Source organism: Roseateles sp. YR242, assembly GCF_900109745.1.
Lineage (GTDB): Bacteria > Pseudomonadota > Gammaproteobacteria > Burkholderiales > Burkholderiaceae_C > Roseateles.
Window position 1 is genome coordinate 92,617 of sequence record NZ_FOAV01000009.1, and the last position, 25,328, is coordinate 117,944.

Sequence of the window (25,328 nt, forward strand, 5' to 3'; positions counted from 1 at the left end):
CAGCTTGATATTCATGCTGTGCGGGCTTCATTGGCCCAGGGGATCCATCAGCAGTTTTTCGCCATCCAGACGCACCATGGCGGGCTTGCCACGGACGTTGTCGGGAAGTGGGTTCTCGGTGGTGCGGTAGATGCCGGCGATGGCGATCAGTTCCGCCTCCAGGCTTTGGGCAAAGATGCGTGCGTCGGTATTGCCGCGGGCACCGGCGATGGCCTTTCCGCGCAGCGGTGCGTAGACGTGGATGTTGCCGTCGGCGATCACTTCGGCGCCGTGGTTCACCAGGGCCAGCACCACCAGGTCAGCGCCCTTGGCATAGACCTGTTGACCCGAGCGCAGCGGTCTGTCGACGATGACGGTGCGGGATTCCGCGGCCACGGCCACTTCCACCTGGCGCTCGATCACGACTTCCTTGATGACCTCTTGCACGACGGTCTCGACGCGCGGCTCGGCGCGTGCCATGGGTGCGGCGGCTTCCGGCGCCTCGGCCAGCCCCAGGGACGAGGCCTGTTCGAGTTCGGCGGCATTCGCGCCGACGACTCCGACGGGCTGCAGGCGAAAGCGCCGCAGCAGGGGCAGCAGCGCTTGCAAGTCCACGCGCGGCAGTGCTGAGGCGGGGGAGGCGGGCGCAGGTGCGGATGCGGGAGCGGGTTCTGATTCAGCCTGGAGGCTGAGTTGGCCGTTGGCATCGGCCTCAGGCAGGTGGGTAGCTGGCGCGTGGCTGGTGGAGGCGGTGGCGGTCTCGACCACGTCGGGCAACTGGGTCAGGTCCAGCAGCAGCGGGTCGTGATGGAAGGCGTCGGGGGTTTCGCCCAGGCGGGCGGTGAGCGACTGCTCCAGCGCCGCCGAGTCGGCCGTCTTCAGCACCAGCGAGAGCAGGCTCAGGGAGGCGCTCTTCAATTCAAAAAGGTCCGGCGATTTGCCGGCCGACGCGGAGCGTGCCGCCGTGGAATCTGTGGGTCCCGCCAAAGCCTGCGCCATGAAAGAGGTCGATGCGTAACAAAGTGGCGGATTTTAGCGGTCCGTCTCACGTCAACCTTGAGGGTCCTCACGGGGCCGGCTGCCCTTTTTGCTGGGCTGTGGTGCGAATGAGATGCCACATCTTGCAGCAAAGCAGTCAAAGCCAAGCGCTGACAAGGACTTGCGTTCCTCATCGGCAGCCAGCCCACATGGTTGTCCACAGCGAAGGTGGACAGTCTGCCCCTCGTCGGGTCGCCCGTTCGGGGGTCAAGCCGGGTCTGTCAAGCCAAAAATCAGCAGGTGGGGGGTTGACTTATCCCCACTTCCCAGCTCCTGACATTTTGATACCTGTGTCGGACTACCCTTCTTCCGGGATACCCCGAGGCAGCGCTAACTCGTTGATTTATATAGACGAAAGAAGACTGCTCGGAAAAGAGGCAACCAACCCTGAGGCACGATCAATCAAGGGTTTAGGGAGACCCTGGGGAGGTTTCCCACACATTTATCCACAGGCTCGGTGGATAGGTTCTCAGGCCCTTCAAAATCAACGCGTTACGGTCAGGCGTTGAACACAATTCGAAGTCGGCGCCTGCCTTTTAGCAGTCAGGCACGCCATCAAGATGGGCGCTCCGTACGCGATTCGGTCGTAAATCCTGCGCGCGATTAGCGCACCCTCGTGCGTCATGTTCGTGATCCGTTCAGTGGTTCTTTTGTCGTCCATCGAACCGCACACACGGAAGCGGCAGTTCGCGTACGTGGCGGTCCTCGGTTCGGAAAGCGCCGACTCGGGGCCCTTTTCCGTCAGTAAAAGGGGGAGCCCGCGGAGCGGGCGGTGGAGCGACCTGGGACATAAACAGTCCAGTGGACTGTTTATACCTAGGGAGCGCCAGGGCCACTGGCCCGGGCATGGAGGAAAAGGGCCCCGAGTCGGCGCTTTCTGGCGCGGACAAAGAAGCTAGAGTCCACCGATGACCAAGATGGCAAAGCTCTCTGCCCGTTTACGCAAGGAATGGTTCCTCCTCGCCCTGGTGGGCGCCGTACTGCTGGCCAGCATCCTCCCGGACCTCGGCCGCAGTGGCGGCTGGTTGCGCCTGGAGATCGTCAGCAACTGGGGCGTGGCGCTGGTCTTCTTCCTCACCGGCCTGGGCCTCTCCGCCGCCGCCCTGCGAGACGGTGCCCTCAAGTGGCGCGTCCACCTGCTGGTCCAGCTCAGCACCTACCTCCTGTTCCCGCTGCTCTGGTGGGGCTTCATGGCGCTGTTCAGCCGCTGGCTCCCGCATGATCTTGCCCTGGGCTTTGCCTACCTGTGTGCCCTGCCCTCCACCATCTCTTCTTCCGTCGCCATGACCGTGCTGGCCCGCGGCAACGTCCCGGCGGCGATTTTCAATGCCAGCGCCTCCAGCCTGCTAGGCATTGTGCTCACCCCTGCCCTCGTCACCCTGATGGCCGGCACCAGCGGCGCGGCCTTGCCTTTTGGCCAGGCGGTCTGGAAGCTCACCCAATTGCTGCTGCTGCCGCTCCTGGCCGGCCAGTTGCTGCGCCCGCTGCTGCTGGGCTTCTATCAGCGCCACAAATCATCCATCACCCTGGTGGACCGCTGGGTGATCATTCTGCTGGTGCTGTCCGCCTTCAGCGACTCGGTCGCCTCCGGCCTGTGGCGAGACCATGGCGCGGGGCTGCTGGTCAAGGCGGCGGCCGGAGCGGCCTTCTTCCTCGTGGTCGTGGTGGTGCTCAGCCGCACCGTCGCCAGGCTGATGGGCCTGTCGGTCGAGGACGAAATCGCCGCCGTGTTCTGCGGCTCCAAGAAAACGCTCGCGTCCGGCGTCCCGATGGCCAAGCTGCTGTTCGGTGCCAACCCGGCGTTGGGCGTCATTGTGCTGCCCATCATGTTCTATCACCAGTTGCAGCTGATCCTGTGCTCCTGGCTGGCCCAGCGGTATGCCGCCCGGGAGCGCCCGGCCACGCTCGGCGCTGACACTGGCGCAAATCAGGCAGCCCGCCAAGGAAGCTCTACCTAACGCCCTCAAGTCGAGGTGGCCCTGATTCGGGATGGGGCGCAAGGCGCCAACCACAGCCATAGCGGGGGCTATGGCGAGGATTTGCAACGACGCGGACCGCCCGAAGCGGCGGTCACCTCGGCCGCGAGGCGTTATGTAGAGGTTCCCTCACCTAGAATCCCCGGTTTCCCCGACGCAACCAGGCCCACCAGGCTTCTTGCCATGACCCGCAAGCTATTTGTCACCACCGCCCTGCCCTACGCCAATGCGAACTTTCACATTGGCCACATCATGGAGTACACCCAGGCCGACATCTGGGTGAGGTTCCAGCGCATGATGGGCAGCGAGGTGCACTTCGTCTGCGCGGATGATGCCCACGGCGCGCCGATCATGATCTCCGCCGAAAAGGCGGGCAAGACGCCCCAGGAATTCGTGGCCGGCATTGCTGCCGGCCGCAAGCAGTACCTGGACGGCTTCCACATCAGCTTCGACAACTGGAGCTCCACCGACAGCGCCGAGAATCACGCACTCTCCAAGGAGATCTACAAGTCGCTGCGGGCCAATGAACTGATCTCGGTCAAGACCATCGAGCAGTTCTTCGACCCCCAGAAGTCCATGTTCCTGCCGGACCGCTTCATCAAGGGCGAGTGCCCCAAGTGCGGCGCCAAGGACCAGTACGGCGATTCCTGCGAAGTCTGCGGTGCGGTGTACTCGCCCACCGAGCTGCACAACCCCTTCTCGGTGCTGACCGGCGCCACGCCCGTGCTCAAGAGCTCGGAGCACTACTTCTTCCGCCTCTCCGACCCGCGCTGCGTGGAATTCCTGGAGCAGTGGACCCAGACCCCGGGCCGGCTGCAGGGCGAGGTGCTCAACAAGATCAAGGAATGGTTCACCAAGGACGAGGACGGCAACGGCGGCCTGGGCGACTGGGACATCAGCCGCGACGCCCCCTACTTCGGCATCGAGATTCCGGATGCGCCGGGCAAATACTTCTACGTGTGGCTGGATGCGCCGATCGGCTACCTGGCCTCGCTGAAGAACTACTTCGAGAAGTCGGGCCGTGATTTCGACGCCTTCATGGCCGACGAGAACACGGAGCAGGTGCACTTCATCGGCAAGGACATCACCTACTTCCACACGCTGTTCTGGCCCGCCATGCTGCAGTTCAGCGGCCGCAAGACGCCCAACCACGTGTTCGTGCACGGCTTCCTCACCATCAACGGTGGCGAGAAGATGAGCAAGAGCCGCGGCACCGGCCTGGACCCGCTCAAGTACCTGAGCCTGGGCATGAATGCCGAGTGGCTGCGCTACTACCTGGCCGCCAAGCTCAACAGCAAGGTGGAAGACGTCGACTTCAACCCGGATGACTTCGTCGCCCGGGTGAACTCGGACCTGGTGGGCAAATACATCAACATCGCCAGCCGCGCGGCGGGGTTCCTGTCCAAGCGCTTCGGCGGCCAGTTGTCTGCCGATGTGGGCGTGGAAGGCAACACGCTGCTGGACGCGCTGCGCGCCCACAAGGGCCAGATCCTGGAGCTGTACGAGACCCGCGAGTTTGGGAAGGCCCTGCGCGAGATCATGCTGCTGGCGGACCGCGTGAATGAATACGTGGACCAGAACAAGCCCTGGGAACTGGCCAAGCTGGAAGGCAAGGGGCAAGTGCTGCAGGACGTCTGCACCGTCTGCATCGAGGCCTTCCGCCTGCTGAGCATCTATCTCAAGCCAGTGCTGCCGGCCCTGGTGGCGCAGGTGGAAAACTTCTTGCAGGTGGCACCGATGCGCTTTGACGACGCGGACCGCGTGCTGGGCGACCATCGCATCGGCGTGTATGAACACCTGATGCAGCGCGTGGACCCCAAGCTGCTGGAAGCCCTGTTCGAGCCGCCCGCCGCGCCCAAGGTGGTGCCGGGTGGGGAGGACATCGCCCCGGAAATCAAGATCGACGACTTCACCAAGGTCGATCTGCGCGTGGCCCGCATCGTGAAGGCCGAGCTGGTGGAAGGTTCGGACAAGCTGCTGCGTCTGACGCTGGACGCCGGTGAAGGCCGCCTGCGCAACGTGTTCAGCGGCATCCGCAGCGCCTACAAGCCCGAACAGCTGGAAGGCAAGCTGACGGTGATGGTGGCCAACCTGGCACCGCGCAAGATGAAGTTCGGCGTGTCCGAGGGCATGGTGCTGGCCGCGAGTGATGCGGACGAGAAGACCCACCCCGGCGTGTTTGTGCTGGAACCCTTCCCGGGCGCCGTGCCGGGCATGCGCATTCGCTGATAATCCCCCACAGTTCGATCCCTGCCTCATTCAAAAAGCCAAAACGCCATGCCGCTCTTCTGGAAGCCCTACAAGTCCGACGTCACGCAGTTCATCGAACAGCTGAAGACCCAGAAGCCGACGCTGGAAGCCGAGCAACGTGCCGGCCGTGGCCTGCTGTGGGACCGTGACATCGATCGCCAGGCACAGTCCGAATACCGCGATGCCCGCGTGGAGCAGCAGCCTTACGTCTACCAGACGAAGGCAGACTGACCCGCCACCGCGCACCACCACTCACGTCAGTCGCGGTGAGCGACAACACGGACCAGCCCCCCGCCCACGCCCTGCCGGATGCCCCGGCGGCGGCGGGCGGTGAATCCACCACGCCGGAGACTGTTGACGGCGTGGCGGTGGCGCGCCTGTACGGGGAACCGCTGTTTGCGATGCCCCAGGACCTCTACATCCCCCCGGATGCGCTGGAGGTGTTCCTGGAAGCCTTCCAGGGACCGTTGGATCTGCTGCTGTATCTGATCCGCAAGCAGAACTTCAACATTCTCGATATTCCGCTGGCCGAGGTGACGCGCCAGTACCTGAGCTACGTGGAACAGATCCGCCGGCACAACCTGGAGTTGGCGAGCGAGTATCTGCTGATGGCGGCGATGCTGATCGAGATCAAGTCGCGGATGCTGCTGCCGCCGAAGAAGTCCAACGACGGCGCGGAACCGGAAGACCCTCGGGCAGAGCTGGTGCGCCGGTTGCTGGAATACGAGCAGATGAAGCAGGCGGCGCTACGGCTGGATCAGCTGCCAGTGCTGGGCCGGGATTTCCTGCGGGCGCAGATCCACATCGAACAATCACTGGCGCCCAGGCTGCCGGATGTGAATGTGGAAGATCTACGGGCGGCCTGGGCCGACCTGATGCGGCGGGCCAAGCTGAACCAGCATCACAAGATCACCCGCGAGCAGCTGTCGGTACGCGAGTACATGAGCCATCTGCTGCGGCGGCTGCAGGGGCAGAAGTTCGTGGAGTTCGAAGATCTGTTCGACCTGGATCAAGGGTCGCAAGTGCTGGTGGTGAGCTTTATCGCGATGTTGGAGTTGTCGCGGGAGCGGCTGGTGGAGATCACCCAGGCGGAGGCGTTTGCGCCGATCTATGTACGGCTCACGTATGAGGTGGCGACGAGAGCCTGATCCTCTGCCCCCGCCGGAAAGCGCCAGCCCGGGGCCCCTTGGTTCCATGTCATTCCTGTCCGGCTCCGCCGGCCATTCCCTTCTTGACTTACGCCAAGGGGCTCGAAGGCTTGATGGCGCTTCAGCGGAAGGTCGTGAACGCCGCGTTGGGTTGACGCTGAACCATCTGGCCCACGGCCAGAACTGCCTGCGTGCGCGAGCTCACGCCAAGCGCCTTGAGCACCGCCGCCACATGGTCCTTGATGGTCTCCACGGAGACGCCCAGCTCGCGCGCAATGATCTTGTTGGGCTTGCCCTGCAGCAACAACGCCAACACATCAGTCTGGCGCGGCGTGAGCTGCAAGCCTTCCAGGCCCGTCGTGGTCTGGAAACCCGCCTGGCTGGCCAAGGCATGCACCTGCTGCAGCTTGTCCGCCATCGTGGCCGGACCAGCGTCATGCGCCACCAGCTCCACAGGCTCCGGCACTTCACTGCCCAACGACATCGGCGGGACATAAATGCCGCCCGACATCACCAGCTTGAGCGCCTGCGCCAGTACTTCGTTGGTGGTGCGCTTGGGAATAAAACCCATGGCGCCCTGGTCAATGGCGCGAATGACATCACTCGCACGATCAGAGGCCGAAATAACCACCACCGGCAAGGACGGGTATTGCGCCCGGAACTCCTCAAGAACGTCAAACCCGCTGGCATCACCCAGGTTCAGGTCCAACAGCACGAGATCGAAATCCTGACGAGCCTTGAGCGTGTCACGTGCCTGGGCGGCGCTGTCCGCCCCCAGCACCTGCACGTCATCACCCAGCCCCTGGATGACGGTCTGCAGCGCGGCCAGGATCAGGGGATGGTCGTCGATCAGCAGAACCCTCACGCGAAGCACTCCTTCGTTCCTGATACAGGAAAAAATAATGTCGGAAAAACTATTCAGGCAGGGCCCCGGACACCCGCTCCATGATGTCGTCTCGACAAGTCACGAAGAGCGTCCAGCCCCTTGGAAGGCGCGATCATAGGCGCCGCCCTCCCGCAAGACACTCCCCCTAACGGTGGCAGCGCGGGTGAAACTTTGTTCTTTAAAAGAACAAAGCGGCATTTTAGTTTCAGCTGGTTACTGGAAACACCGTGCCGTTGCCGCATTCATATTTGGAGAGCATTGGCAGGTGCGCCAGCCCGAGCGGACCCGAATTCCAGCGGCCCCGCTCATGCAGCGTGGTTGGGCTGCGGCGCAGCGGCGCCCTATCGATATTGGCGGGTGATGGATTCGGCGACGCACACCGGTTTGCCCCCGGCCTCGCTCTCCACCGTCACCTCCACCATCATCTGCAGGCCGCCTTCGATCGGTTCGACCCGCCGAAGGACAAAACGGCCCCGCAGACGGCTGGCCACCGGCACGGGCGCAGGAAAGCGCACCCGGTCCAGGCCGTAGTTGAGCCCCATGCGGGTCTCGCGGACACGGTAGGCGGTCTCGAAGAAGCGCGGCAGCAGGCTGAGGGTGAGAAAGCCGTGGGCGATGGTCCCGCCGAAGGGCCCTTGCGCGGCGCGCGCGGGGTCCAGGTGGATCCACTGCCGGTCCTCGGTGGCCTCGGCAAAGGCGTCGATGCGGGCCTGGTCCACGTCCACCCAGTCCGAGACGGCAATCTCCTGACCCACCAGGGCCTCCAGCTCGTCCAGACAGTCAAACATGCGCATGCGGGTCTCCTGATTGATGTTCAGGCGCCCGGCCACCACCGTCTATGTCGAGGCGGGTTGCTCCAACCAGGCGCACAGCTCTTGCCATTGCTCCAGATCGCGGTTTACCCGGCCCGGCGCGATATCCCACAAGGTGAGCCCGCGCGCAGCCAGCTGCACGTAGTTCTGGGTGTCACGCAGTTGGGCCAGCAACGGCAGGCCCAGTTGGCCGATGAACTGCTGAAGTTGTTGCTGGGAGAGGGTGCCGTCCCGCACCCGCATCGCCACCAGCCCGACCGCCTTGCCCGTCCCGCCGCCCGCGCCATTGCCATGACCGTTCCGGCCCGCATGACCACGATCCTGCTGGGCATCTTGCAGCTCGCGAACGAAGTCGTATGTCGCCTGGATGTCAAAGAGGCTGGGTTGCAACGGCACTACCACCCGGTCCGCCACCTTGAGCGCCTGCATCAGTTTCTTGCCGTGCAGGCCCGCCGGTGTGTCCAGCACCGCGTGGGTAACCCCCTTGGGTGTGCGCAAAGCGTCCGCCGATAACAGCTCCCAGCCACGGACCAGCGGCACGCTGGTGGGGCGCTGCGCGAGCCATTTGGCAGAAGACTGCTGGCGGTCGATATCGCCCAGCATCACGTCGTGTCCACGATGGGACAGGTAACCCGCGATGTTGCTCGCGAGCGTGCTCTTGCCAACGCCTCCCTTGGGGTTGGCAACCAGAATCACCGGCATGGCCACTCCTCTCCCGGATACTCTCCTTGATGGGTGCGTCGGGATCTTAGGCGATACCGCATACTCCGGGCCCATGTCTTCGAAGCATCCTCCCCCTGGTGGCAACCCTGAGAGCGCAACTGCCGTCTCTCCCGCCTCCGCCACTGCGGCGTCTGCCCTCCCCGCCACGCTGGCGGGCCGGCCCCTGCCCCCCGCCACCGACGCCTCCGCGCCCATCCTGATCCTGGCCGCGCACCCCGACCTGGCGCATTCCCGGGTCACTCGGGCGCTGCTCTCCGCCGTTCACGGCCTGCCCGGCGTGCGGGTGCGGGATCTGTATGCGCTGTATCCGGACTATTCGATCGACACCCACGCCGAACAGGAAGCGCTGCGCGACGCCAAGTTGCTGGTGTGGCTGCACCCGATGCACTGGTACGGCATGCCGGCGCTGATGAAGCTGTGGGTGGATGAGGTGCTGAGCGTGGGTTTTGCCTACGGCAGCAGCGGCCACGCCCTGCATGGCAAGGACCTGTGGCTGGTGACCTCCACCGGCGGCAGCGCCCACGCCTACAGTCCGCAGGGCTACAACCACCACCCCGTGGAGGACTTCCTGCTGCCTTATGCCCAGACCGCCGCGCTCTGCGGCATGCGCTTTGTGCCGCCCCTGCTGCTGCACAGCGCGCAAAAGGCCAGCGACGAAGAGATCCAGGCCCACGCGCAACGCTTCGTGGGCGGGCTCAAGGAACTGCCCGAATGGTGTGACCGCCAGCCCGAACCCGACCAGGAGGCCGTCCCCAATGAGGACCGCCCCGCCAGCCAGGAAGGAGTGCCGGTCTGATGGAAGCGCATGGCAATTGGTTGATGACGCCGCTGGTGCTGCTGGCCGCAGCGGTGCTGGCCGTGCCCCTGGCACGTGGCCTGAAGCTGGGCGCCATCCTGGGCTACCTGGTGGCCGGCGTGCTGCTGGGCCCGCAGGTGCTGGGGCTGATCAGCCATCCGGCCACCGTGCTGGAGATTGGCGAGTTCGGCGTGGTGCTGATGATGTTCCTGGTCGGCCTGGAGCTGGAGCCCAAGCGGCTGTGGGCCATGCGCCGGCCCATCTTCGGCTGGGGGTCGGCCCAGATGCTGGGCTGCGCCGCGCTGCTGCTGGTGCCGGCCTTCTGGCTGGATTCGGACTGGCACACCGCGGTGATTGCCGCCCTGGGCCTGGCGATGTCCTCCACCGCGGTGGCGCTGGCCATACTGGCCGAGCGCAACCTGGGCGGCACCCGCGCCGGCCAGAGCGTGATCAGTGTGGCGCTGTTGCAAGACATCGCCGCCATTCCGGTGCTGGCCCTGGTGCCGCTGCTGGCCAGCCAGGGCCGGCCCGCCGCCGGCCACGACAGCACCCGCCTGTGGCTGGCACTGGCCGCGCTGGTGGCCATCGTGCTGGGGGGCCGGCTGCTGCTGCGCCCGCTGTTGCGCTGGATCGCCCGCAGTGGCACGCCGGAGATCTTCACCGCTGCGTCGCTGCTGCTGGTGCTGGGCACGGCGGCGCTGATGCAGAAGGTGGGGCTGTCGATGGCACTGGGCGCCTTCGCCGCTGGTGTGCTGCTCGCAGAAAGCGAATACCGCCGCGCGCTGGAGGCCGACCTGGAGCCCTTCAAGGGCCTGCTGCTGGGCATGTTCTTCATCGCCGTGGGCATGGGCCTGGATCTGACCGTGCTGTGGCAACGCCCGTTGGCGGTGCTGGGCATGCTGGCCGCGTTGTGGATCTGCAAGGGCCTGGTACTGGCCGTGCTGTCGCGCCTGATGGACCTGCCCAAGCTGGAGCGCCCGGTGTTCGTGATCCTTCTGGCGCAAGGCGGGGAATTCGGCTTTGTGGTGTTCCAGCTCGCGGAACAGGCCACCTTGCTGGACGCCGCCCAGCGCTCGGTGCTGGTCGCCGCGGTGGCCTTGTCGCTGGCGCTGACGCCGGCCCTGCTGGCCTGGGTGCAGCGGCGCGCCCGCAAGCAAACCCGCAGTTCGCCGCATGAGCTCAAGGAGCAGCAGAACTCCCCGGTGATCATTGCCGGCTTCGGCCGCTACGGCCAGATCATCGGCCGGGTGCTCAATGCCAATGGCGTGAGCGCCACGGTGCTGGACCATGACGCCGACACGGTCGAATCCCTGCGGCGGTTTGGCTGGCGCGTGTTCTGGGGTGACGCCACGCGGCTGGAACTGCTGCGCATTGCCGGCGCTGATACCGCGCACGTGCTGGTGATTGCGGTGGATGACAGCAACCACAGCATCAAGATCGCGGAATTGGCCCGGGAGCAGTTCCCTCACCTGACGATCGTGGCCCGTGCCCGCAACGTGCAGCACTATTACGCGCTGCGGGACCTGGGGGTGGAGATGATCGAGCGGGAGACGCTGGACTCGGCACTCATGAGCGCTCGCAGCGTGATGGAGCAGATCGGCTGGACGCCTCACGCCGCCCGCCAGCTGGCCTGGCGTTTCCGGCGCCACAGCGTCGAGCAGATGGAAGCGATGCGGCCGCACCGGGGCGACCTGGACACCCTCATCGCGCTGTCCAAGCAGGGCCGCCAGCAGTTGGAAGAGCGCTTGGCCCAGGAGCGCCGCGCGATGGCCGATGGCCAGACCGCCCGGCCCTGGCAGGAGCCGGAGCACCCCAAGGGCACGTCTGCCTGACGCGCCAGGCCCAGAGGAAGCCCGGGAAGCCCTGCATGACGCCCACGCGCTGACCTGGCACAGCTTCCCTACGCCAGCAGACCTGGGTCAGCCCGGCGACAATCCAGCGCTTATGTTTGCTCCTTCCCAACTCGAGGTCCGCAAGTTCTTCTGCGAGACCTATCGCAAGCAGCGCGAAAGTCTGCCGCTGACCCCGATGGAGGTCATCGCGGCCGACTGGATCGTTGAACATCCGGAATATCACGGCGACCTGTCCGACCCGGTGGCCGCCCTGGCCGCCGTCTACACGGTGGAAGACGGGCGCACCAACCCGTTCCTCCACCTGTCCATGCACCTGACGCTGATCGAACAGCACAAGATCGACCAGCCCCGCGGTGTGCGCCAGGCCCTGGACCTGCTGGCCGCGCGCCGCCAGTCCCTGCACGAGGCCCATCACGAAGCGATGGAATGCCTGGGCGAAATGATCTGGACCTCCCAGCGCAGCGGCCTGCCCCCGGATGGGCATGCCTATCTGGACTGCCTGCGGCGCAAGGCGACCCGCTGAGGACAGTTAAGGCCAGCTGAGCACAGTTAAGGCCAGCTGAGGCCGCCAAGGCTTCTAAGGCCGCCAAGGCAGCGGATCAGAAACGACAAAGGCCACGCAGTGCGTGGCCTTTGATCTGGGGAACCGGTCTCGAAGCGCGCGGGCTCAGGCCTGGATGGACCCGCCCGTCAGGGCTGACTTGCGTTCGTTCTTGCCGGAGGCGCCATACAGGCCGGTGGGTTCACCGGGCATCAGCACATCAATGGCACGGTCCAGCGCTGCCGTGGCACGGGCCAGCGATTCACGCTGGGCCGCCACTCGGCCACCCGCCTGAACCAGCCGCGTGCGCAGCCCCGCCGGCACCACGCCACTGCGAGCCGCCATGGTGAATTGCTCGATGGCGCGCGCCAGGGCCAAATGCAGCGCCGCCGCATGCAGCTCGATGGCCTGCGTGTCTCGTCGATGCAGGGCGTCACCCAGCAGGTTCAGACAGCTTTCCACCTCTTGCAGGGGCTGCTCGAGGTCGATTTGGGGCTGGGCATTGGGCGTAGCGGACATGGCGACACCAGGCACGTTGATCTTCGGGGCGGACACGCTGAATGGCTTTCTGTTTGATCAGTGCGGGATCAGTGTGACTGTACCTTGCCGAGCAGTTCGGCGGTGTTGGCAATGAGCTTGTCGGCGATCACGCCGGCATTGATGCTGAACTCGCCGTTCCGGATCGCGTCAGCGATGCGGTTCACCTTGTCCATGTCAATGCTGTCGTCCGAGCCGGAGACCGACGAGGACATCAGGGTGCTGGCCGTGCTGGACAGCGCCACCTGGGAGCCGGCGTCTTCCGCCACCACCCCGGTTGCACGTGTGGCCACTGCGGCACCCGCTGTATCTGTTGCACCTGCCGCCGTGCCGGTGGTCCCGGTACGGCCGGTGTCGGCCCCACCCGTGCGAGTGTTGCTCAGCTTGGTGTAGGCGTTGAGTTCTGGGCTGTTACCGATCTTCATGGCGAATCTCCATGGCATTTTCTCCGCGGATCCAGGCGTGGGCCGGACCCCATTCGATATTCGGTATATCGGCCCGTGCAGACAGGACTTTAGGGCCAGTCTTCACGAAATGGATACCGAAGAACGGGACAAACCCCGCCCATTTCACGCAACTCGCCACGGTGGCAGGCGTTGGAGCAGTCTTGAGGACCAATTCTCCCGCCAGATTCACAGCAAAACCTCGACTTTACGTTCGCCAACAGTTCGGCCCGTGACCATCCGGCCGTTGTCGAAACGTATGCGCACGTCCTGGCCTTCCAGCCCGACCCCCATGGCCTGGCCTTCGCCCGAAACCGCGTAACCCTCGCCGGTGGCCTGCACCTGCACCCGTTCCCCGGGCTGCACCCATTGGCGCAGCTTCAAGTCGGTCGAGCGCAAGGCCTCACCGGCCATCAGGCCCTTCGCCAGGTGTCGTCCCACCCAGCCCTCAGGCTGGGTAAAGATGAAGCCGGCTTCGCCTGCAATATCTGTTTCGGCCAGACGCAGATGTTCTTGAGTCAATTGTGTGCCGGTCGGCAGGTCGGATGCCGCGATATAGGCCGGTGCAAACACCCGGATCGTCAGCGGCAGGCTCACATTCCACTTGGTGGGACCGGACAGGCAGCGGATGCCGATACGCGTACGGCCCCACATCCGTTGGTTGGGCGGCAGGTAGGGCTGAATTTGTTCGCAGGGCGCCAGTCGCAGTCGCGGGTCCAGACGGCCCAGCTCCACCACCACCCGGGCCTGCGTGGGCGCCACCATGCGGGCACCGGCCATGGCCAGCATCTGCAGGCTGTCCTGAAGGCTGCTTTCCAACGCACCGAGCGGCGGCGGTGGGGTAGCAGACGTCATCCGTGGGCTGGCGGCCACCACTGGCGAGATCACCGTTGCTTGCAGAGGCGGCTGAACCAGCGGCTGCGCTGCAGGCGTCTGCTGAATCACAGGGGCCGTCACCGACAGCTGACGCTGGGGCATTTGCCCTTGCCCCTGCCCTTGCATCTGTACGGGGGCCTGCACCGCCACCTGCCGCTGCGGCATCTGGCCCTGGGGTTGCGATTGCGATTGCGATTGCGATTGTGGTTGGGGCTGGGATTGCGCTTGCTGCTGCGCCTGGCTCGGCGACGCTCCCATATTGGGATCGATCACCGGTTCCGGTAGCGAACCTCGCTGGGCGTAGGCCGTTCCGGCACCGGCCAGTGCCAGCCCGCACGCCAGGAAGGCGGCGGCCAGCCGGGCGGGCAGCGCGTGCGCGTAGGGGGCAAGACGGGATGGCATGGGTTGGAACTTTATAGAGGGGGCCTGGCCGCATGGCTTTGAAATGCGCCGCAAACCCCCGTCTTATCCCGCTCATGTTTTCCGGCCGGCTGCCCACAATGGCCGGACGTGACAAGCCCACTGGCGTCCAGCCCCCCTCAGACAGGACCGGCGGACGACCCCAAGGAGCACCAGCATGATGAACCGACTGACCGACGCAATGAACTTCCAGGCCCAGGCGCTGACCCTGCGGGCGGAGCGTCAGCGCTTGCTGGCCAGCAACATCGCCAATGCCGACACCCCGGGCTACCAGTCACGGGACATGGATTTCGCCAAGGCGCTGCGCGACGCGACCTCCCCGGCCGCCGCCGATTCCAACCAGACCCTGACCCAACGGACCCAGGGCGCCCTGCAGAACTCGCTGACCGCGATGACCAGCATGGACAGCAACACGGTGGACATGGACCGGGAACGTGCCAGCTTCGCCGATAACACCGTCAAGTACGAGGCGTCGCTGCGTTTCATCAACGGCAACGTGCGCACCATCATGGATGCCATGAAGTCGCCTAACGCCGCCTGACGGCACGTCGCAAGGAGAACCCAGCGATGTCGATGTTCAGCATCTTCCATATCTCGGGCAGCGCCGTCAGCGCCCAGAGCCAGCGCCTGAACGCCGTGGCCAGCAACATGGCCAATGCGGACACCGTGGCCGGCCCGGATGGCCAGGCCTACAAGGCCCGCGAGGTGGTGTTCCAGAGCCTGATGAACCAGAACGGCATGACCGACGCCACCGACGTTGGTGTGCAGGTGGTCGCCGTGCAGGAAAACCAGGCCCCCGGCCGCCGGGTGCACGACCCCCAGCACCAACTGGCCGATGCCAATGGCTACGTCACCTACAGCAATGTGAACACGGTGGAGGAGATGGTCAACATGATCTCCGCCTCGCGCTCCTACCAGAACAACCTGGAAGTCATGGGCACGGCCAAGTCGCTGTTGCTCAAGACCCTCCAGATGGGCCAGGGTTGATCCGGCGTTGCCGGTTCAGACATTCAAGCCCGCCTAACGAACACCCGGACAAGGCCCGACCATGGACTACTCCACCCTGAACGTCACGAACAAGACCTCGACGACCACGACCGGTTCGTCCAGCGCCTCCGCGACGCCCAACGCTGCGGACACGCAGGACCGCTTCCTGAAGCTGCTGGTCGCCCAGATGCAGAACCAGGATCCGATGAACCCGATGGACAACGCCCAGGTGACCACCCAGCTGGCCCAGATCCAGACGGTGACGGGTGTGGGCAACGTCAACACCAGCATCCAGAGCCTGGCCACCCAGTTCAGCCAGATGCAAGCGCTGCAAAGCGTCAGCCTGGTGGGCCGCTCGGTCACCGTGCCGGGCAATGCCGTCACGGTGGAAAACGGCAAGGCCGAACTGAACTACGAACTGGCCAACCCCGCCGACTCGGTCAAGCTGGAAATCCTCAACGGCGGTGGCACGGTCATCTCCACGCAGGAGCTGGGCGCGCAGAAGGCCGGCTCTCGCAACTTCACCTGGGATGCGAGCAAGGCCGGCGAGACCACCGGCCTGACCTACCGCATCACGGCGACCAGCAATTCCAACCCGGTCACCGCCACCACCTACACGCGCGACGTGGTGAGCGCCGTCAACACCGGCGGCAGCACGCTGCAGCTGGAACTGAAGAACAACGGCCTGGTCGATTACGACAAGGTCCGCGCGATCGTCTGACCCCGCTCCCTCAGCCCGCCCTCCAAGCGTCCGCCCCCCGAACTGAACCGCCCAAGGACTTCTCATGAGCTTCCAACAAGGCCTCTCCGGACTGAACGCTTCCAGCAAGAACCTGGAAGTGATCGGCCACAACATCGCCAATGCCCAGACCTACGGTGCGAAGTCCTCTCGCGCCGAGTTCGCCGACATGTATGCCACCGCCCTGAACGGCGCCGGCACGAACGAGATCGGCATCGGTGTGCAACTGCAGGCCGTGGCGCAGCAGTTCACGCAGGGCAGCATCTCCGTGACGGAAAACCCGATGGACCTGGCCATCAACGGCAACGGGTTCTTCCAGGTCAGCGACGGCAAGAGCCCGACGATGTACACCCGCAACGGCCAGTTCAAGGTGGACAAGGACGGCTACATCGTCAACAACGACCAGCTCAAGCTGCAGGGCTACCCGGCCGACGGCAACGGCGTGATCCAGCCGGGCCTGGCGACCTCGCTGAAGCTGCCCACCGGCGGCATCGAACCCAAGGTCACCGACGACATCGCGATGGAATTCACGCTGGATTCCCGTGCTGCCGCCACCGCGCCTTACGAGCTGAGCGACCCGGCCGACCCGAATTCCGCCAAGATCGACCAGACCGGCCTGAAGCTGGACGACCCCAAGTCCTACAACAACGCCACCTCGATGACGGTGTACGACGCCAAGGGCCAGCCCATTGCCGTCACCATGTACTACCAGCGCGCCAACAATGACGACGCCAACGGCAACACCGTGTGGAACGTCTATGTGACGGCCAATGGCAGCGCCGTGCAGTACGACGCCCAGGGCAACCCCATCGAGACCGATGACGGCACCGCCACCGGCAACCCGCTGACGCCCTACACGACCATGACGTTCCTGCCCACCGGCGGCAACCCGGTCTCGCCCGGCCCCAACGAGCTGCTGAACCTGAAGATCCCCGCGGGCGTGAATTCGCAGGGCGCCCCGACCCTGTCCATCCCCGCTCCGCCGGCCGACCTGTCCGACCCGTCCGTGGCCGGCATCTCGCTGGACATGCGTTCGGCCGTGGAAAACGGCTCGAACTTTGCGGTGACCAGCCTGAGCCAGGACGGCTACGCCCCGGGCCAGCTGACCGGCATCAGCATCGAAGACAACGGCACGGTCACGGCGCGTTATTCCAACGGCCAGTCCAAGCCGGCCGGCCAGATCGAATTGGCCACCTTCCGCAATCCGCAAGGCCTGCAGCCCCTGGGCGGCAACCTGTGGCTGCAGACGAATGCGTCGGGCTCCGCCGTGGTCGGCGTGCCCGGTGACGGCAACCTGGGGTCGCTCAACGCCGGTGCGCTGGAAGAGTCCAACGTGGACCTGACCAACGAACTGGTGAACATGGTGACCGCCCAGCGGGTCTACCAGGCCAACGCCCAGACCATCAAGACGCAGGATCAGGTGCTGCAGACGCTGGTGAACCTGCGCTGACGCGCCGGCCGCCTCCGCTGCACTGAACCCCCTCCCCCCAGGACCCGCAAGTTAAGGACCCCGGACCATGGACCGCATGATCTATCTGTCGATGAGTGGCGCGCAGGCGGCACTCTCGCGCCAGGACGTGCTGGCCAACAACCTGGCCAACGCCAACAGCAACGGCTTTCGCGCCGAGCTGCAGGCGTTCCGGGCGGTGCCGGTGCGGGGCGACGGCTCCACCGTGCGGGCCTTCTCGCTGGAAACCACCACCGGCCACGACCTGTCGGCCGGCCCGGTGGAAACCACCGGCCGCAACCTGGACGTGGCCATGAAGGGCCGCTCCTGGATGGCGGTCCAGGCCCTGGACGGCACCGAGGCCTATACCCGTGCCGGCTCCATGGACGTGAACGCCGAAGGCGTGCTGGTCATGCGCAACGGCCTGCAGGTGCTGGGCGACGGCGGTCCGATCACCGTGCCGCCCAACTCCACCATCGACATCGGCGGCGACGGCACCATCACCGCCAAGACCGGCAACCAGCGGCCGGTGAACATCGGCAAGCTCAAGCTGGTGATCGAGGATGGCCGCTTCACCCGCCGCGATGACGGGCTGTTCACGCCTGCCGGCGGCGACCCGCTGCCGGCCGACCCGACCGCCCGTGTCCAGGCCGGTGCCCTGGAAGGCTCCAACGTGAGCCCGGTGGAAACGATGGTGGGCATGATCTCCGCCGCGCGCCAGTTCGAGCAGCAGATGAAACTGCTGCAGATTGCCCAGACCCACGGCCAGGCAGCTTCAAAGCTGCTTTCCGACAGTTGATCGACCGATCGTCGTCCGCTGATCGAGTGCACAGTCACGCTGCCTGAAGAATTAGGAGTTCAAGATGCTTCGTTCCCTCTGGATCGCCAAGACCGGCATGGAAGCCCAGCAAATGCAGCTGGACGTGGTCTCGCACAACCTGGCCAACGTATCGACCAACGGCTACAAGCGCGAACACGCCGTGTTCGAGGATCTGATGTATCAGAACCTGCGCCCGGCCGGCTCCGCCACGTCCGAGCAGACCAGCCTGCCCACCGGCCTGCAGGTGGGCCTGGGCGTGCGCGCCGTGGCCACCTCCCGCAACCACACCCAGGGCGCCCTGCAGCAGTCCGGCAGCTACCTGGATGTGGCGATCAAGGGCAACGGCTTCTTCCAGATCCAGATGCCCGACGGCACCACCGCCTACACCCGTGACGGCAGCTTCCAGCTGGACGCCAACGGCCAGGTGGTGACCAACAACGGCTACACCGTGCTGCCCGGCATCATCGTGCCGCAGGACGCCAAGACGCTCACCATCGGCCAGGACGGCACGGTGGCCGTCACCACGGCCGGCAGCACCACCCAGACGACGCTGGGCCAGCTCCAGCTCGCCAACTTCATCAACCCGCCCGGGCTTGAATCGCTGGGCGGCAACCTCTATGCGGAGACGGTCGCCTCCGGCACGCCCCAGACCGGTGCACCCTCGACCAACAGCCTCGGGGCCGTGCAGCAAGGCTTCACCGAGACCTCCAATGTGAATGTGGTGGAAGAACTGGTGTCCATGATCCAGACCCAGCGCGCCTACGAGCTCAACTCCAAGGCCATCCAGACGTCGGATCAGATGCTGCAAAAGCTCACGCAGATCTGACCCCCCGGGTCCAGGTTGCGCGTCTTCGTGATTCCGGCCGCGACACGCTTCGCGGCAGCACTATTCCAGGAGTTGTTCATGTCCCGGTATGCCTCACGGTCCGCCCGTTCTTCCGTTCGTGGTTCCACCCACGCTCCCGCCGGTCTGTCTTCGCTAGGCAGCGTCGTTCGCAGCGCGGTCATCGGCCTGTCGGTGCCCGCCATCACCCTGCTGAGTGCCTGCAGCACGCCTTACCCCCAGCCGCGTGTGGATATGCAGCCCGCCCCGGTGGTGAAGATGCCAGAGCCCATCCCGGCCTCCGCCAACAACGGCGCCATCTACCAGAACGCCAATTTCCGTCCGCTGTTCGAAGATCACCGCGCCCGCCTGGTGGGCGACATCGTGACGGTGACCATCACGGAAAAGGTCAGCGCCTCGCAGAAATCCAGCTCCGAGCTGGACAAGACCGGCTCGCTGGCGGCTGCCGTGACCGCCATTCCCGGCATTGCCGCGGGTTCCTTCGGGGCCGGCCGCGCCGAGGTGGGGGGCACCTCCACCAACAAGAACACCGGCAAGGGCACCAACGAAAACACCAACGACTTCTCCGGCACCATCACCGCCGTGGTCACGGGCGTGCTGCCCAACGGCCATCTGCTGATCTCCGGTGAAAAACAGGTCGGGGTCAACAACAACGTGGATGTGCTGCGCTTCTTCGGCCAGGTGGATCCGCAGTCGATTCGCCAGGGGAACCTGGTGCCATCCACCGCCATCGCCAACGTCCGGGTGGAGCAACGCGGCCGTGGCGCCGTGGCGGATGCCCATTCAATTGGCTGGCTATCCCGGTTCTTCTTGAACCTTTCACCGACTTAAGTTTGCCCACAATCGGTCACACGAGTCTGCCTCACGTGTGACCGAGATGTACCCCAACACCACCACCACCTTCCGCCGCGTTTTCAGTTCCTGCCCCCGCCTGCTGGCCAGTGGCCTGCTGAGCTTGATGGCGCTGTTCGCCCTGGCCACACCGGCCCAGGCGACCCGCATCAAGGAAGTCGCGGTGGTGCAGGGGGTGCGTTCCAACCCGTTGACCGGCTATGGCCTGGTCGTGGGCCTGGACGGCACCGGCGACCAGACCACCCAGGCGCCCTTCACCGGTCAGAGCATGACCGCGATGCTGCAGCAGTTCGGTGTGCTGCTGCCCCAGGGCGTGACCATGCAGCCGCGCAACGTCGCGGCGGTGATGATCACCACCCAGCTCCCCCCCTTCGCCCAACCCGGCCAGCCGCTGGACGTGGTGGTGTCCTCCATGGGCAACGCCAAGAGCCTGCGCGGCGGCACGCTGATCGCCACGCCCCTGCGCGGTGCGGACGGGCAGGTCTACGCCATCGCCCAGGGCAACCTGATCGTGGGCGGCGCCGGTGCCTCGGCAGGCGGCTCCAAGGTCCAGATCAACCATCTGAGCGCCGGCCGCATCCCCAACGGAGCCCTGGTCGAACGCAGCGTGCCCACGCCGCTGCAGCAGAACGAATTCCTGCAACTGGACCTGAACGCCTCGGACTTCGGCACCGCCCGTGCGGTGGCCAAGGCCATCAACAAGGCCAAGGGCGAAGGCACGGCCATGCCGCTGGACGGCCGTGTGGTGCGCGTGCGTGCGCCGCTGGCGCCGGACGCCCGCGTGGCCTTCCTGGCCGACATGGAGAACCTCGCCATCGAACTGGACACGCCTGCCGCGCGCATCGTGATCAATGCCCGCACAGGCTCGGTGGTGATGAATCAGGCCGTGACGCTCTCGCCCTGCGCCGTGGCACACGGCAACCTGGCGGTGACCATCTCCAGCACACCGCAGGTCAGCCAGCCCAATGCGCTGTCTGGCGGCCAGACCACCGTCACCGAGAAAACCGATATCTCCATCAAGCAGGACCCGGGCACGCTGATCCAGCTGCCCGCCGGCACCCGCCTGAACGATGTGGTCAAGGCGCTCAACACGCTGGGCGCCACCCCTCAGGATCTGCTGGCCATCCTGCAGGCCATGAAAAGCGCCGGCGCCCTGAACGCCGAGCTGGAGGTGATCTGACATGGCGCTCTCCACGCCCCTGAGCACCGCGCTGGGTTCCGGCGGACTGTCTTCGGACACCCGCTCGATCGACCAGCTCAAGTCGGTTGCCACCCGCGACCCCAAGGCCGCGATCAAGGAAACCGCCAAGCAGTTCGAGACCCTCTTCATGCAGGAGGTGATGAAGAGCATGCGCCAGGCCACGATGGCTTCCGGCATGCTGGACAACTCCGCCACCCAGATGGGCGGCGAGATGCTGGACCAGCAATACGCCGGCAAGATGTCGGGTCTGCCCGGTGGCCTGTCGCAGGCCATCGAGCGCCACCTGCAGCGCCAGCTCGGCGTGAAGGACGGCGAGCTGCCCAGCGCCAAGGCGGCCGCCGCCACCACCCAGTTGCCGCAACTGGCAACCAGGAACGTGCAGCCGCATGTGCAGGACTTCATCCAGAAGCACGACAGCGCCGCCAAGTCCGCCGAGGCGGCCACCGGCATCCCGGCCAGCTTCATGATCGCCCAGGCGGCACATGAATCCGGCTGGGGCAAGCGTGAGATCCTCAACAAGGACGGCACCAGCAGCAACAACATCTTCGGCATCAAGGCCGGCCCGGGCTGGACCGGCAAGGTCGCCGAGGTGCAGACCACCGAATACGTGGACGGCAAGGCGCAGAAGGTCACGGCCAAGTTCCGCGCCTATGGCAGCCATGAAGAGGCCTTCAAGGACTACGCCAAGCTGATCAGCGGCAACGACCGTTATCGCGACGTCGTGGCCAAGGCCAGCACCGGCAGCGCCGAAGGCTTTGCCAAGGGCCTGCAGAAGGCCGGTTATGCCACCGACCCCGAGTACGCGTCCAAGCTGGCGCGTGTCATCAACACCACCATGCGCGTCCAACGCGCCATGGCGTGACGGCCTAGGAGCAGACGATGTCAACCTCCGCCCTGCTCTCGCTTGGCGTGCGGGCCATGTTCGCCAACCAGGCGGCCCTGCAGACCATCGGCCAGAACATCGCCAATGCCAACGTGGCCGGCTACTCGCGCCAGGAAGTGGTGCTCACCACGCCGGAAGGGCAGTTCACCGGCGCGGGCTACTTCGGCAAGGGCGTGAACGTCCAGACGGTCACGCGCTCGCACAACGAGTTCCTGACGCGTGAAGCGGCCGCCGCGAAGTCGCAGTCCTTCATGGACAACACCATGCAGGCGCAACTGGCGCAGCTGGAGAACGTCTTCCCGACCGGCTCGGACGGCATCGGCCAGGCCAGCAACGACTTCCTGAACGCGCTGGTGGACGTGGCCAGCCGCCCCGCCGACCCCTCCGCCCGCCAGGTGGTGCTGGGCAAGGCCCAGGAGCTGGCCTCGCGCTTCCAGAACGCGGGCCAGCAATTGGCCGACCTGCAGTCCGGCGTGGTGAGCGACATGAAGGCGGACGTCAAGACCGTCAACGAGCTGGCCAAGCAGATTGCTGCGGCCAATGACCAGATCGCCCGTTCCGCCGGCACCAGCCACTCGCCCAACGACCTGCTGGACAAGCGCGACCAACTGATCTCGCAACTGAGCCAGTACGTGCAGGTCTCCACCGTCAGCAGCAGTGATGGCACGGTGGGCGTGTTCATCGGTGGCGGCCAGCGCCTGGTGCTGGGCAATGAAGCCCAGCAGCTGGAGGTCACGGCCGACCCCTACGACAATTCACGCGCACAGCTCTCCATCAGCGAAGCCAACGGCTCGCGTGTGCTGGACGACAGCACGCTCACCGGTGGCTCCATCACCGCGCTGCTGCGCTACCAGAACACCCACCTGCAGGATGCCCGCAACCTGCTGGGGCAGATGGCCACGGCCATCGCCACCCGCGTCAACGAGCAGCAGGCCCTGGGCGTGGACCTGACCGCCCAGGCCGGCGGCCCGCTCTTCAGCATCGCCGACCCGACCGTGCTGCCGGCCGTCACCAACAAGGGCGACGCCAAGCTGTCGGCCACGGTGACGGACGGCTCGCTGGTGCCCGCGCTCTCCTTCGTCATCACGCCGGACCCCACCGGCACGCCGGACAGCTACCAGGTCGCGGTGCGGCCGGACGGCACGGCCACCACGATGAACAAGGACCAGATCGAGGCCGCCTACGGCATCAGCCTGACCATGACCGGCACCATGCAGCAGGGCGACCGCTTCCTGCTGGAGCCGGTGGCGGGCGCCTCCACCAGCTTCAAGCGTGCCCTGGACAATCCCAGTGGCCTGGCCGCCGCATCGCCGGTCGTGGGCACCACGGACGTCAACAACAAGGGCACCGCCACGGTCGACACGCTCTACGCGGTCAACAGCAAGTTCGACAAGAGCCTGCAGCCCGCCACCGTCCAGTTCGGCACCGTTAACGCGGACCAGAGCATCAACTACACCATCACGCTGGCGGACAACACCAGCTACACCGGCACCTGGAAGGCCGGGCAGGCCATCGGCAACGACCCGGCCAATGGTGTGGATCTGGGCTTCGAGCTGCGCATGAACGGTGTGCCGCGCGAAGGCGACAAGATCAACATGCAGCCGTCCGACTCGGTGGTGTCCACCAACAACGGCAATGCCAAGGCCTTTCTGGCGCTGCAGAGCGACACCTTCGTGGGCAAGCAGCTGCAGGCCGACGGCACCGTCTCGCGTGGCCAGACCATGACCGAGGCCTATGCCGCCGCCATTGCCGATGTCGGCTCGCGGGTGCAGGGCGCGGAATACCTGGCCAGCGTCTCGACGACCGTGGCCAGCCAGGCCGAGGCCACCCGCTCCGGCCAGGCCGGCGTCAACCTCGACGAGGAAGCCGCCCGGCTGATGCAGTTCCAGCAAGGTTATCAAGCCGCTGCCAAGGTGCTGCAGACCGCCCAGACCATCTTTGACCAATTGTTGAGCATCGTGCAGCGCTGAGCTGCGTGATCCCCAGACACTGAATTGACGCCAGGAAGGAAGCCCCATGCGCCTCTCCACCGCCAACATGTTCGAGGCCAGCATCTCGACCCTGCAGAAACGCCAGCAGGAGATGCAGGACGCCCAGCAGCGCCTGACCTCCGGCAAACGGGTCGAAAAGGCCAGCGACGACCCCACCGCCGCAGCGCGGGCCGAGCGTGCCCGCACCGCCATCGGCCAGGTCGACGCCAGCCAGCGCGCCCTGGAGGCCAGCCGCAACAGCATGACCCTGGCGGAAAGCGCGCTGGGCGACGCCAACGAGTTGATGCAACAGATCCGCGAAACCCTGGTGTCCGCCGGCAATGCCAGCTACACCGACGCGGAACGCAAGGGCCTGGCCAACAAGGTCCAGGGCCTGCGTGACCAGTTGCTGGCCATTGCCAACCGCAGCGACGGCGCGGGCGGTTACCTCTTCTCGGGCCAGGGCACGACGGGAACGCCCTTCCTGGACAACCCGGTCGAGCGCGATGCAGCCGGCAACCGCACAGGCGGCGGCGTGGGCTTCGAGGGCATCGGCGGCAGCGTTACGACCGGTAACCTTGAGAACTATCCCCTCAGCGTGGACGGCATGGCGGCCTGGGAACAGGCGCGCAGCGGCAACGGCACCTTCGTGACGGGCGCGGGCACCAACACCGGCACGGGTGCGGCACCGGCGGGCTGGATCGATTCCGGCCGCGTGACGGACCCGACCGCCATCACCGGCGACAGCTACAGCATCGCCATCACCGGCACCGCGCCCTCGCAGACGTACACGGTCTACAACGAGTCGCAGGGCCACGTGCCCGTGGCCAGCGACAACTACACCGCCGGCAACACGGTGAAGTTCGAAGGCATGTCCATGACCATCGGCGGCAACCCGGTGGACGGCGACACCTTCACCGTCAAGCCCGCGACCAACGATCTGAAGGTCTTCGACGTGCTGGACCGCACCATCGAATCGCTCCGCCAGGAGGGGCGCACCGGGATGGAAGTCACCCAGGCCAACCTCACCAGCCTGCGCGATCTGGATGCCGTCATGGGCAACCTGACCAACGTGCGCAGCCAGGTCGGCGAGCAGATGAACAACCTCGACGGGTCGCAAACCCGGCTCGGAACCCTGAAGGTTTACAACCAGGCTGAGCAATCTGCCGCAGAGGACCTGGATATGACGCAGGGCATTTCCGATTTCCAGAACCAGCAGACGGGCTACGATGCGGCGTTGAAGACTTACGCGATGGTCCAGCGAATGTCGCTGTTCCAATACCTCAACTCCTGACGCCGCCACCTGC

General features: G+C 65.6%; 25 protein-coding genes. 18 read left to right on the forward strand and 7 right to left on the reverse strand.

The window, feature by feature from the left end; genetic code table 11:
• Nucleotides 1–27 precede the first annotated feature (27 nt).
• Nucleotides 28–897 carry a septum site-determining protein MinC gene (gene minC, locus BMY53_RS16990; RefSeq protein ID WP_255370254.1) on the reverse strand — a complete coding sequence of 290 codons (870 nt, stop codon included), beginning with the start codon at nucleotides 895–897 and terminating at the stop codon, nucleotides 28–30.
• Nucleotides 898–1,925: 1,028 nt separating this feature from the next.
• Here minC and BMY53_RS16995 point away from each other — a divergent pair.
• The 4 genes from BMY53_RS16995 to BMY53_RS17010 all read left to right on the forward strand — a co-directional run bounded on the left by BMY53_RS16995 (nucleotide 1,926) and on the right by BMY53_RS17010 (nucleotide 6,391).
• Nucleotides 1,926–2,975 (forward strand): bile acid:sodium symporter family protein, encoded by a 1,050-nt coding sequence (locus BMY53_RS16995; protein WP_092947681.1) that lies wholly within the window; start codon nucleotides 1,926–1,928, stop codon nucleotides 2,973–2,975.
• A gap of 201 nt (nucleotides 2,976–3,176) precedes the next feature.
• Nucleotides 3,177–5,222, forward strand: a complete 2,046-nt coding sequence (gene metG / locus BMY53_RS17000; RefSeq protein WP_092947682.1) for a methionine--tRNA ligase — start codon at nucleotides 3,177–3,179, stop codon at nucleotides 5,220–5,222.
• A gap of 48 nt (nucleotides 5,223–5,270) precedes the next feature.
• A complete protein-coding gene (locus tag BMY53_RS17005) occupies nucleotides 5,271–5,474 on the forward strand; it encodes a DUF3460 family protein (protein WP_092947683.1) in 204 nt (67 codons plus the stop codon).
• 71 nt (nucleotides 5,475–5,545) lie between these two features.
• Nucleotides 5,546–6,391 (forward strand): segregation and condensation protein A, encoded by an 846-nt coding sequence (locus BMY53_RS17010; RefSeq protein ID WP_092947790.1) that lies wholly within the window; start codon nucleotides 5,546–5,548, stop codon nucleotides 6,389–6,391.
• Nucleotides 6,392–6,512: 121 nt separating this feature from the next.
• Here BMY53_RS17010 and BMY53_RS17015 read toward each other — a convergent pair whose 3' ends face one another.
• From BMY53_RS17015 to BMY53_RS17025, 3 genes are all read right to left on the reverse strand, one after another.
• Complete coding sequence (locus tag BMY53_RS17015; protein ID WP_092947684.1) at nucleotides 6,513–7,256, reverse strand: response regulator; 744 nt, start codon at nucleotides 7,254–7,256, stop codon at nucleotides 6,513–6,515.
• Nucleotides 7,257–7,618: 362 nt separating this feature from the next.
• On the reverse strand, nucleotides 7,619–8,071 hold the full coding sequence (locus BMY53_RS17020; protein WP_092947791.1) for a MaoC family dehydratase: 453 nt from the start codon (nucleotides 8,069–8,071) through the stop codon (nucleotides 7,619–7,621).
• 42 nt (nucleotides 8,072–8,113) lie between these two features.
• Complete coding sequence (locus BMY53_RS17025) at nucleotides 8,114–8,791, reverse strand: ParA family protein (RefSeq protein WP_092947685.1); 678 nt, start codon at nucleotides 8,789–8,791, stop codon at nucleotides 8,114–8,116.
• A 73-nt stretch (nucleotides 8,792–8,864) separates the two neighbouring features.
• Between BMY53_RS17025 and BMY53_RS17030 the strand changes: the two genes are divergently transcribed.
• The 3 genes from BMY53_RS17030 (at nucleotide 8,865) to BMY53_RS17040 (ending at nucleotide 11,984) form a co-directional block, all read left to right on the forward strand.
• The gene (locus BMY53_RS17030; protein WP_092947686.1) at nucleotides 8,865–9,608 is read left to right on the forward strand and encodes a glutathione-regulated potassium-efflux system oxidoreductase KefF; all 744 of its coding nucleotides are present in this window, start codon (nucleotides 8,865–8,867) and stop codon (nucleotides 9,606–9,608) included.
• Nucleotides 9,608–11,440 carry a glutathione-regulated potassium-efflux system protein KefC gene (gene kefC / locus BMY53_RS17035; RefSeq protein ID WP_092947687.1) on the forward strand — a complete coding sequence of 611 codons (1,833 nt, stop codon included), beginning with the start codon at nucleotides 9,608–9,610 and terminating at the stop codon, nucleotides 11,438–11,440. The genes BMY53_RS17030 and kefC overlap by 1 nt, the downstream gene beginning before the upstream one ends.
• Before the next feature lie 112 nt (nucleotides 11,441–11,552).
• The gene (locus BMY53_RS17040) at nucleotides 11,553–11,984 is read left to right on the forward strand and encodes a DUF1841 family protein (protein ID WP_092947688.1); all 432 of its coding nucleotides are present in this window, start codon (nucleotides 11,553–11,555) and stop codon (nucleotides 11,982–11,984) included.
• Nucleotides 11,985–12,128: 144 nt separating this feature from the next.
• Here the strand turns inward: BMY53_RS17040 and BMY53_RS17045 are convergent, their stop codons facing one another.
• From BMY53_RS17045 to flgA, 3 genes are all read right to left on the reverse strand, one after another.
• Nucleotides 12,129–12,521, reverse strand: a complete 393-nt coding sequence (locus BMY53_RS17045) for a hypothetical protein (RefSeq protein ID WP_092947792.1) — start codon at nucleotides 12,519–12,521, stop codon at nucleotides 12,129–12,131.
• Nucleotides 12,522–12,589: 68 nt separating this feature from the next.
• Nucleotides 12,590–12,964, reverse strand: coding sequence for a flagellar biosynthesis anti-sigma factor FlgM (gene flgM / locus BMY53_RS17050; RefSeq protein WP_177200928.1), 375 nt, complete (start codon nucleotides 12,962–12,964; stop codon nucleotides 12,590–12,592).
• A gap of 207 nt (nucleotides 12,965–13,171) precedes the next feature.
• Entirely contained in the window at nucleotides 13,172–14,260 is a 1,089-nt protein-coding gene (flgA, locus tag BMY53_RS17055) for a flagellar basal body P-ring formation chaperone FlgA (protein ID WP_092947690.1), read from the reverse strand.
• A 175-nt stretch (nucleotides 14,261–14,435) separates the two neighbouring features.
• Here flgA and flgB point away from each other — a divergent pair, with 175 nt between their 5' ends.
• The 11 genes from flgB (at nucleotide 14,436) to flgL (ending at nucleotide 25,315) form a co-directional block, all read left to right on the forward strand.
• A complete protein-coding gene (flgB, locus tag BMY53_RS17060; RefSeq protein WP_092947691.1) occupies nucleotides 14,436–14,819 on the forward strand; it encodes a flagellar basal body rod protein FlgB in 384 nt (127 codons plus the stop codon).
• A 26-nt stretch (nucleotides 14,820–14,845) separates the two neighbouring features.
• A complete protein-coding gene (flgC, locus tag BMY53_RS17065) occupies nucleotides 14,846–15,265 on the forward strand; it encodes a flagellar basal body rod protein FlgC (RefSeq protein ID WP_092947692.1) in 420 nt (139 codons plus the stop codon).
• Between the two features lie 61 nt (nucleotides 15,266–15,326).
• Nucleotides 15,327–15,986, forward strand: a complete 660-nt coding sequence (locus BMY53_RS17070; protein ID WP_092947693.1) for a flagellar hook assembly protein FlgD — start codon at nucleotides 15,327–15,329, stop codon at nucleotides 15,984–15,986.
• 64 nt (nucleotides 15,987–16,050) lie between these two features.
• The gene (gene flgE, locus BMY53_RS17075) at nucleotides 16,051–17,454 is read left to right on the forward strand and encodes a flagellar hook protein FlgE (RefSeq protein ID WP_092947694.1); all 1,404 of its coding nucleotides are present in this window, start codon (nucleotides 16,051–16,053) and stop codon (nucleotides 17,452–17,454) included.
• A gap of 67 nt (nucleotides 17,455–17,521) precedes the next feature.
• Complete coding sequence (flgF, locus tag BMY53_RS17080; RefSeq protein ID WP_092947695.1) at nucleotides 17,522–18,250, forward strand: flagellar basal-body rod protein FlgF; 729 nt, start codon at nucleotides 17,522–17,524, stop codon at nucleotides 18,248–18,250.
• Between the two features lie 64 nt (nucleotides 18,251–18,314).
• Nucleotides 18,315–19,097, forward strand: coding sequence for a flagellar basal-body rod protein FlgG (gene flgG / locus BMY53_RS17085; RefSeq protein ID WP_092947696.1), 783 nt, complete (start codon nucleotides 18,315–18,317; stop codon nucleotides 19,095–19,097).
• Between the two features lie 78 nt (nucleotides 19,098–19,175).
• The gene (locus BMY53_RS17090) at nucleotides 19,176–19,946 is read left to right on the forward strand and encodes a flagellar basal body L-ring protein FlgH (RefSeq protein WP_092947793.1); all 771 of its coding nucleotides are present in this window, start codon (nucleotides 19,176–19,178) and stop codon (nucleotides 19,944–19,946) included.
• A 127-nt stretch (nucleotides 19,947–20,073) separates the two neighbouring features.
• A complete protein-coding gene (locus tag BMY53_RS17095) occupies nucleotides 20,074–21,147 on the forward strand; it encodes a flagellar basal body P-ring protein FlgI (RefSeq protein ID WP_255370263.1) in 1,074 nt (357 codons plus the stop codon).
• Between the two features lies 1 nt (nucleotide 21,148).
• Nucleotides 21,149–22,030 carry a flagellar assembly peptidoglycan hydrolase FlgJ gene (flgJ, locus tag BMY53_RS17100; protein WP_092947698.1) on the forward strand — a complete coding sequence of 294 codons (882 nt, stop codon included), beginning with the start codon at nucleotides 21,149–21,151 and terminating at the stop codon, nucleotides 22,028–22,030.
• A 17-nt stretch (nucleotides 22,031–22,047) separates the two neighbouring features.
• Nucleotides 22,048–24,021 carry a flagellar hook-associated protein FlgK gene (gene flgK, locus BMY53_RS17105; RefSeq protein ID WP_092947699.1) on the forward strand — a complete coding sequence of 658 codons (1,974 nt, stop codon included), beginning with the start codon at nucleotides 22,048–22,050 and terminating at the stop codon, nucleotides 24,019–24,021.
• Nucleotides 24,022–24,067: 46 nt separating this feature from the next.
• Complete coding sequence (flgL, locus tag BMY53_RS17110) at nucleotides 24,068–25,315, forward strand: flagellar hook-associated protein FlgL (protein ID WP_092947700.1); 1,248 nt, start codon at nucleotides 24,068–24,070, stop codon at nucleotides 25,313–25,315.
• Nucleotides 25,316–25,328: the final 13 nt, after the last annotated feature.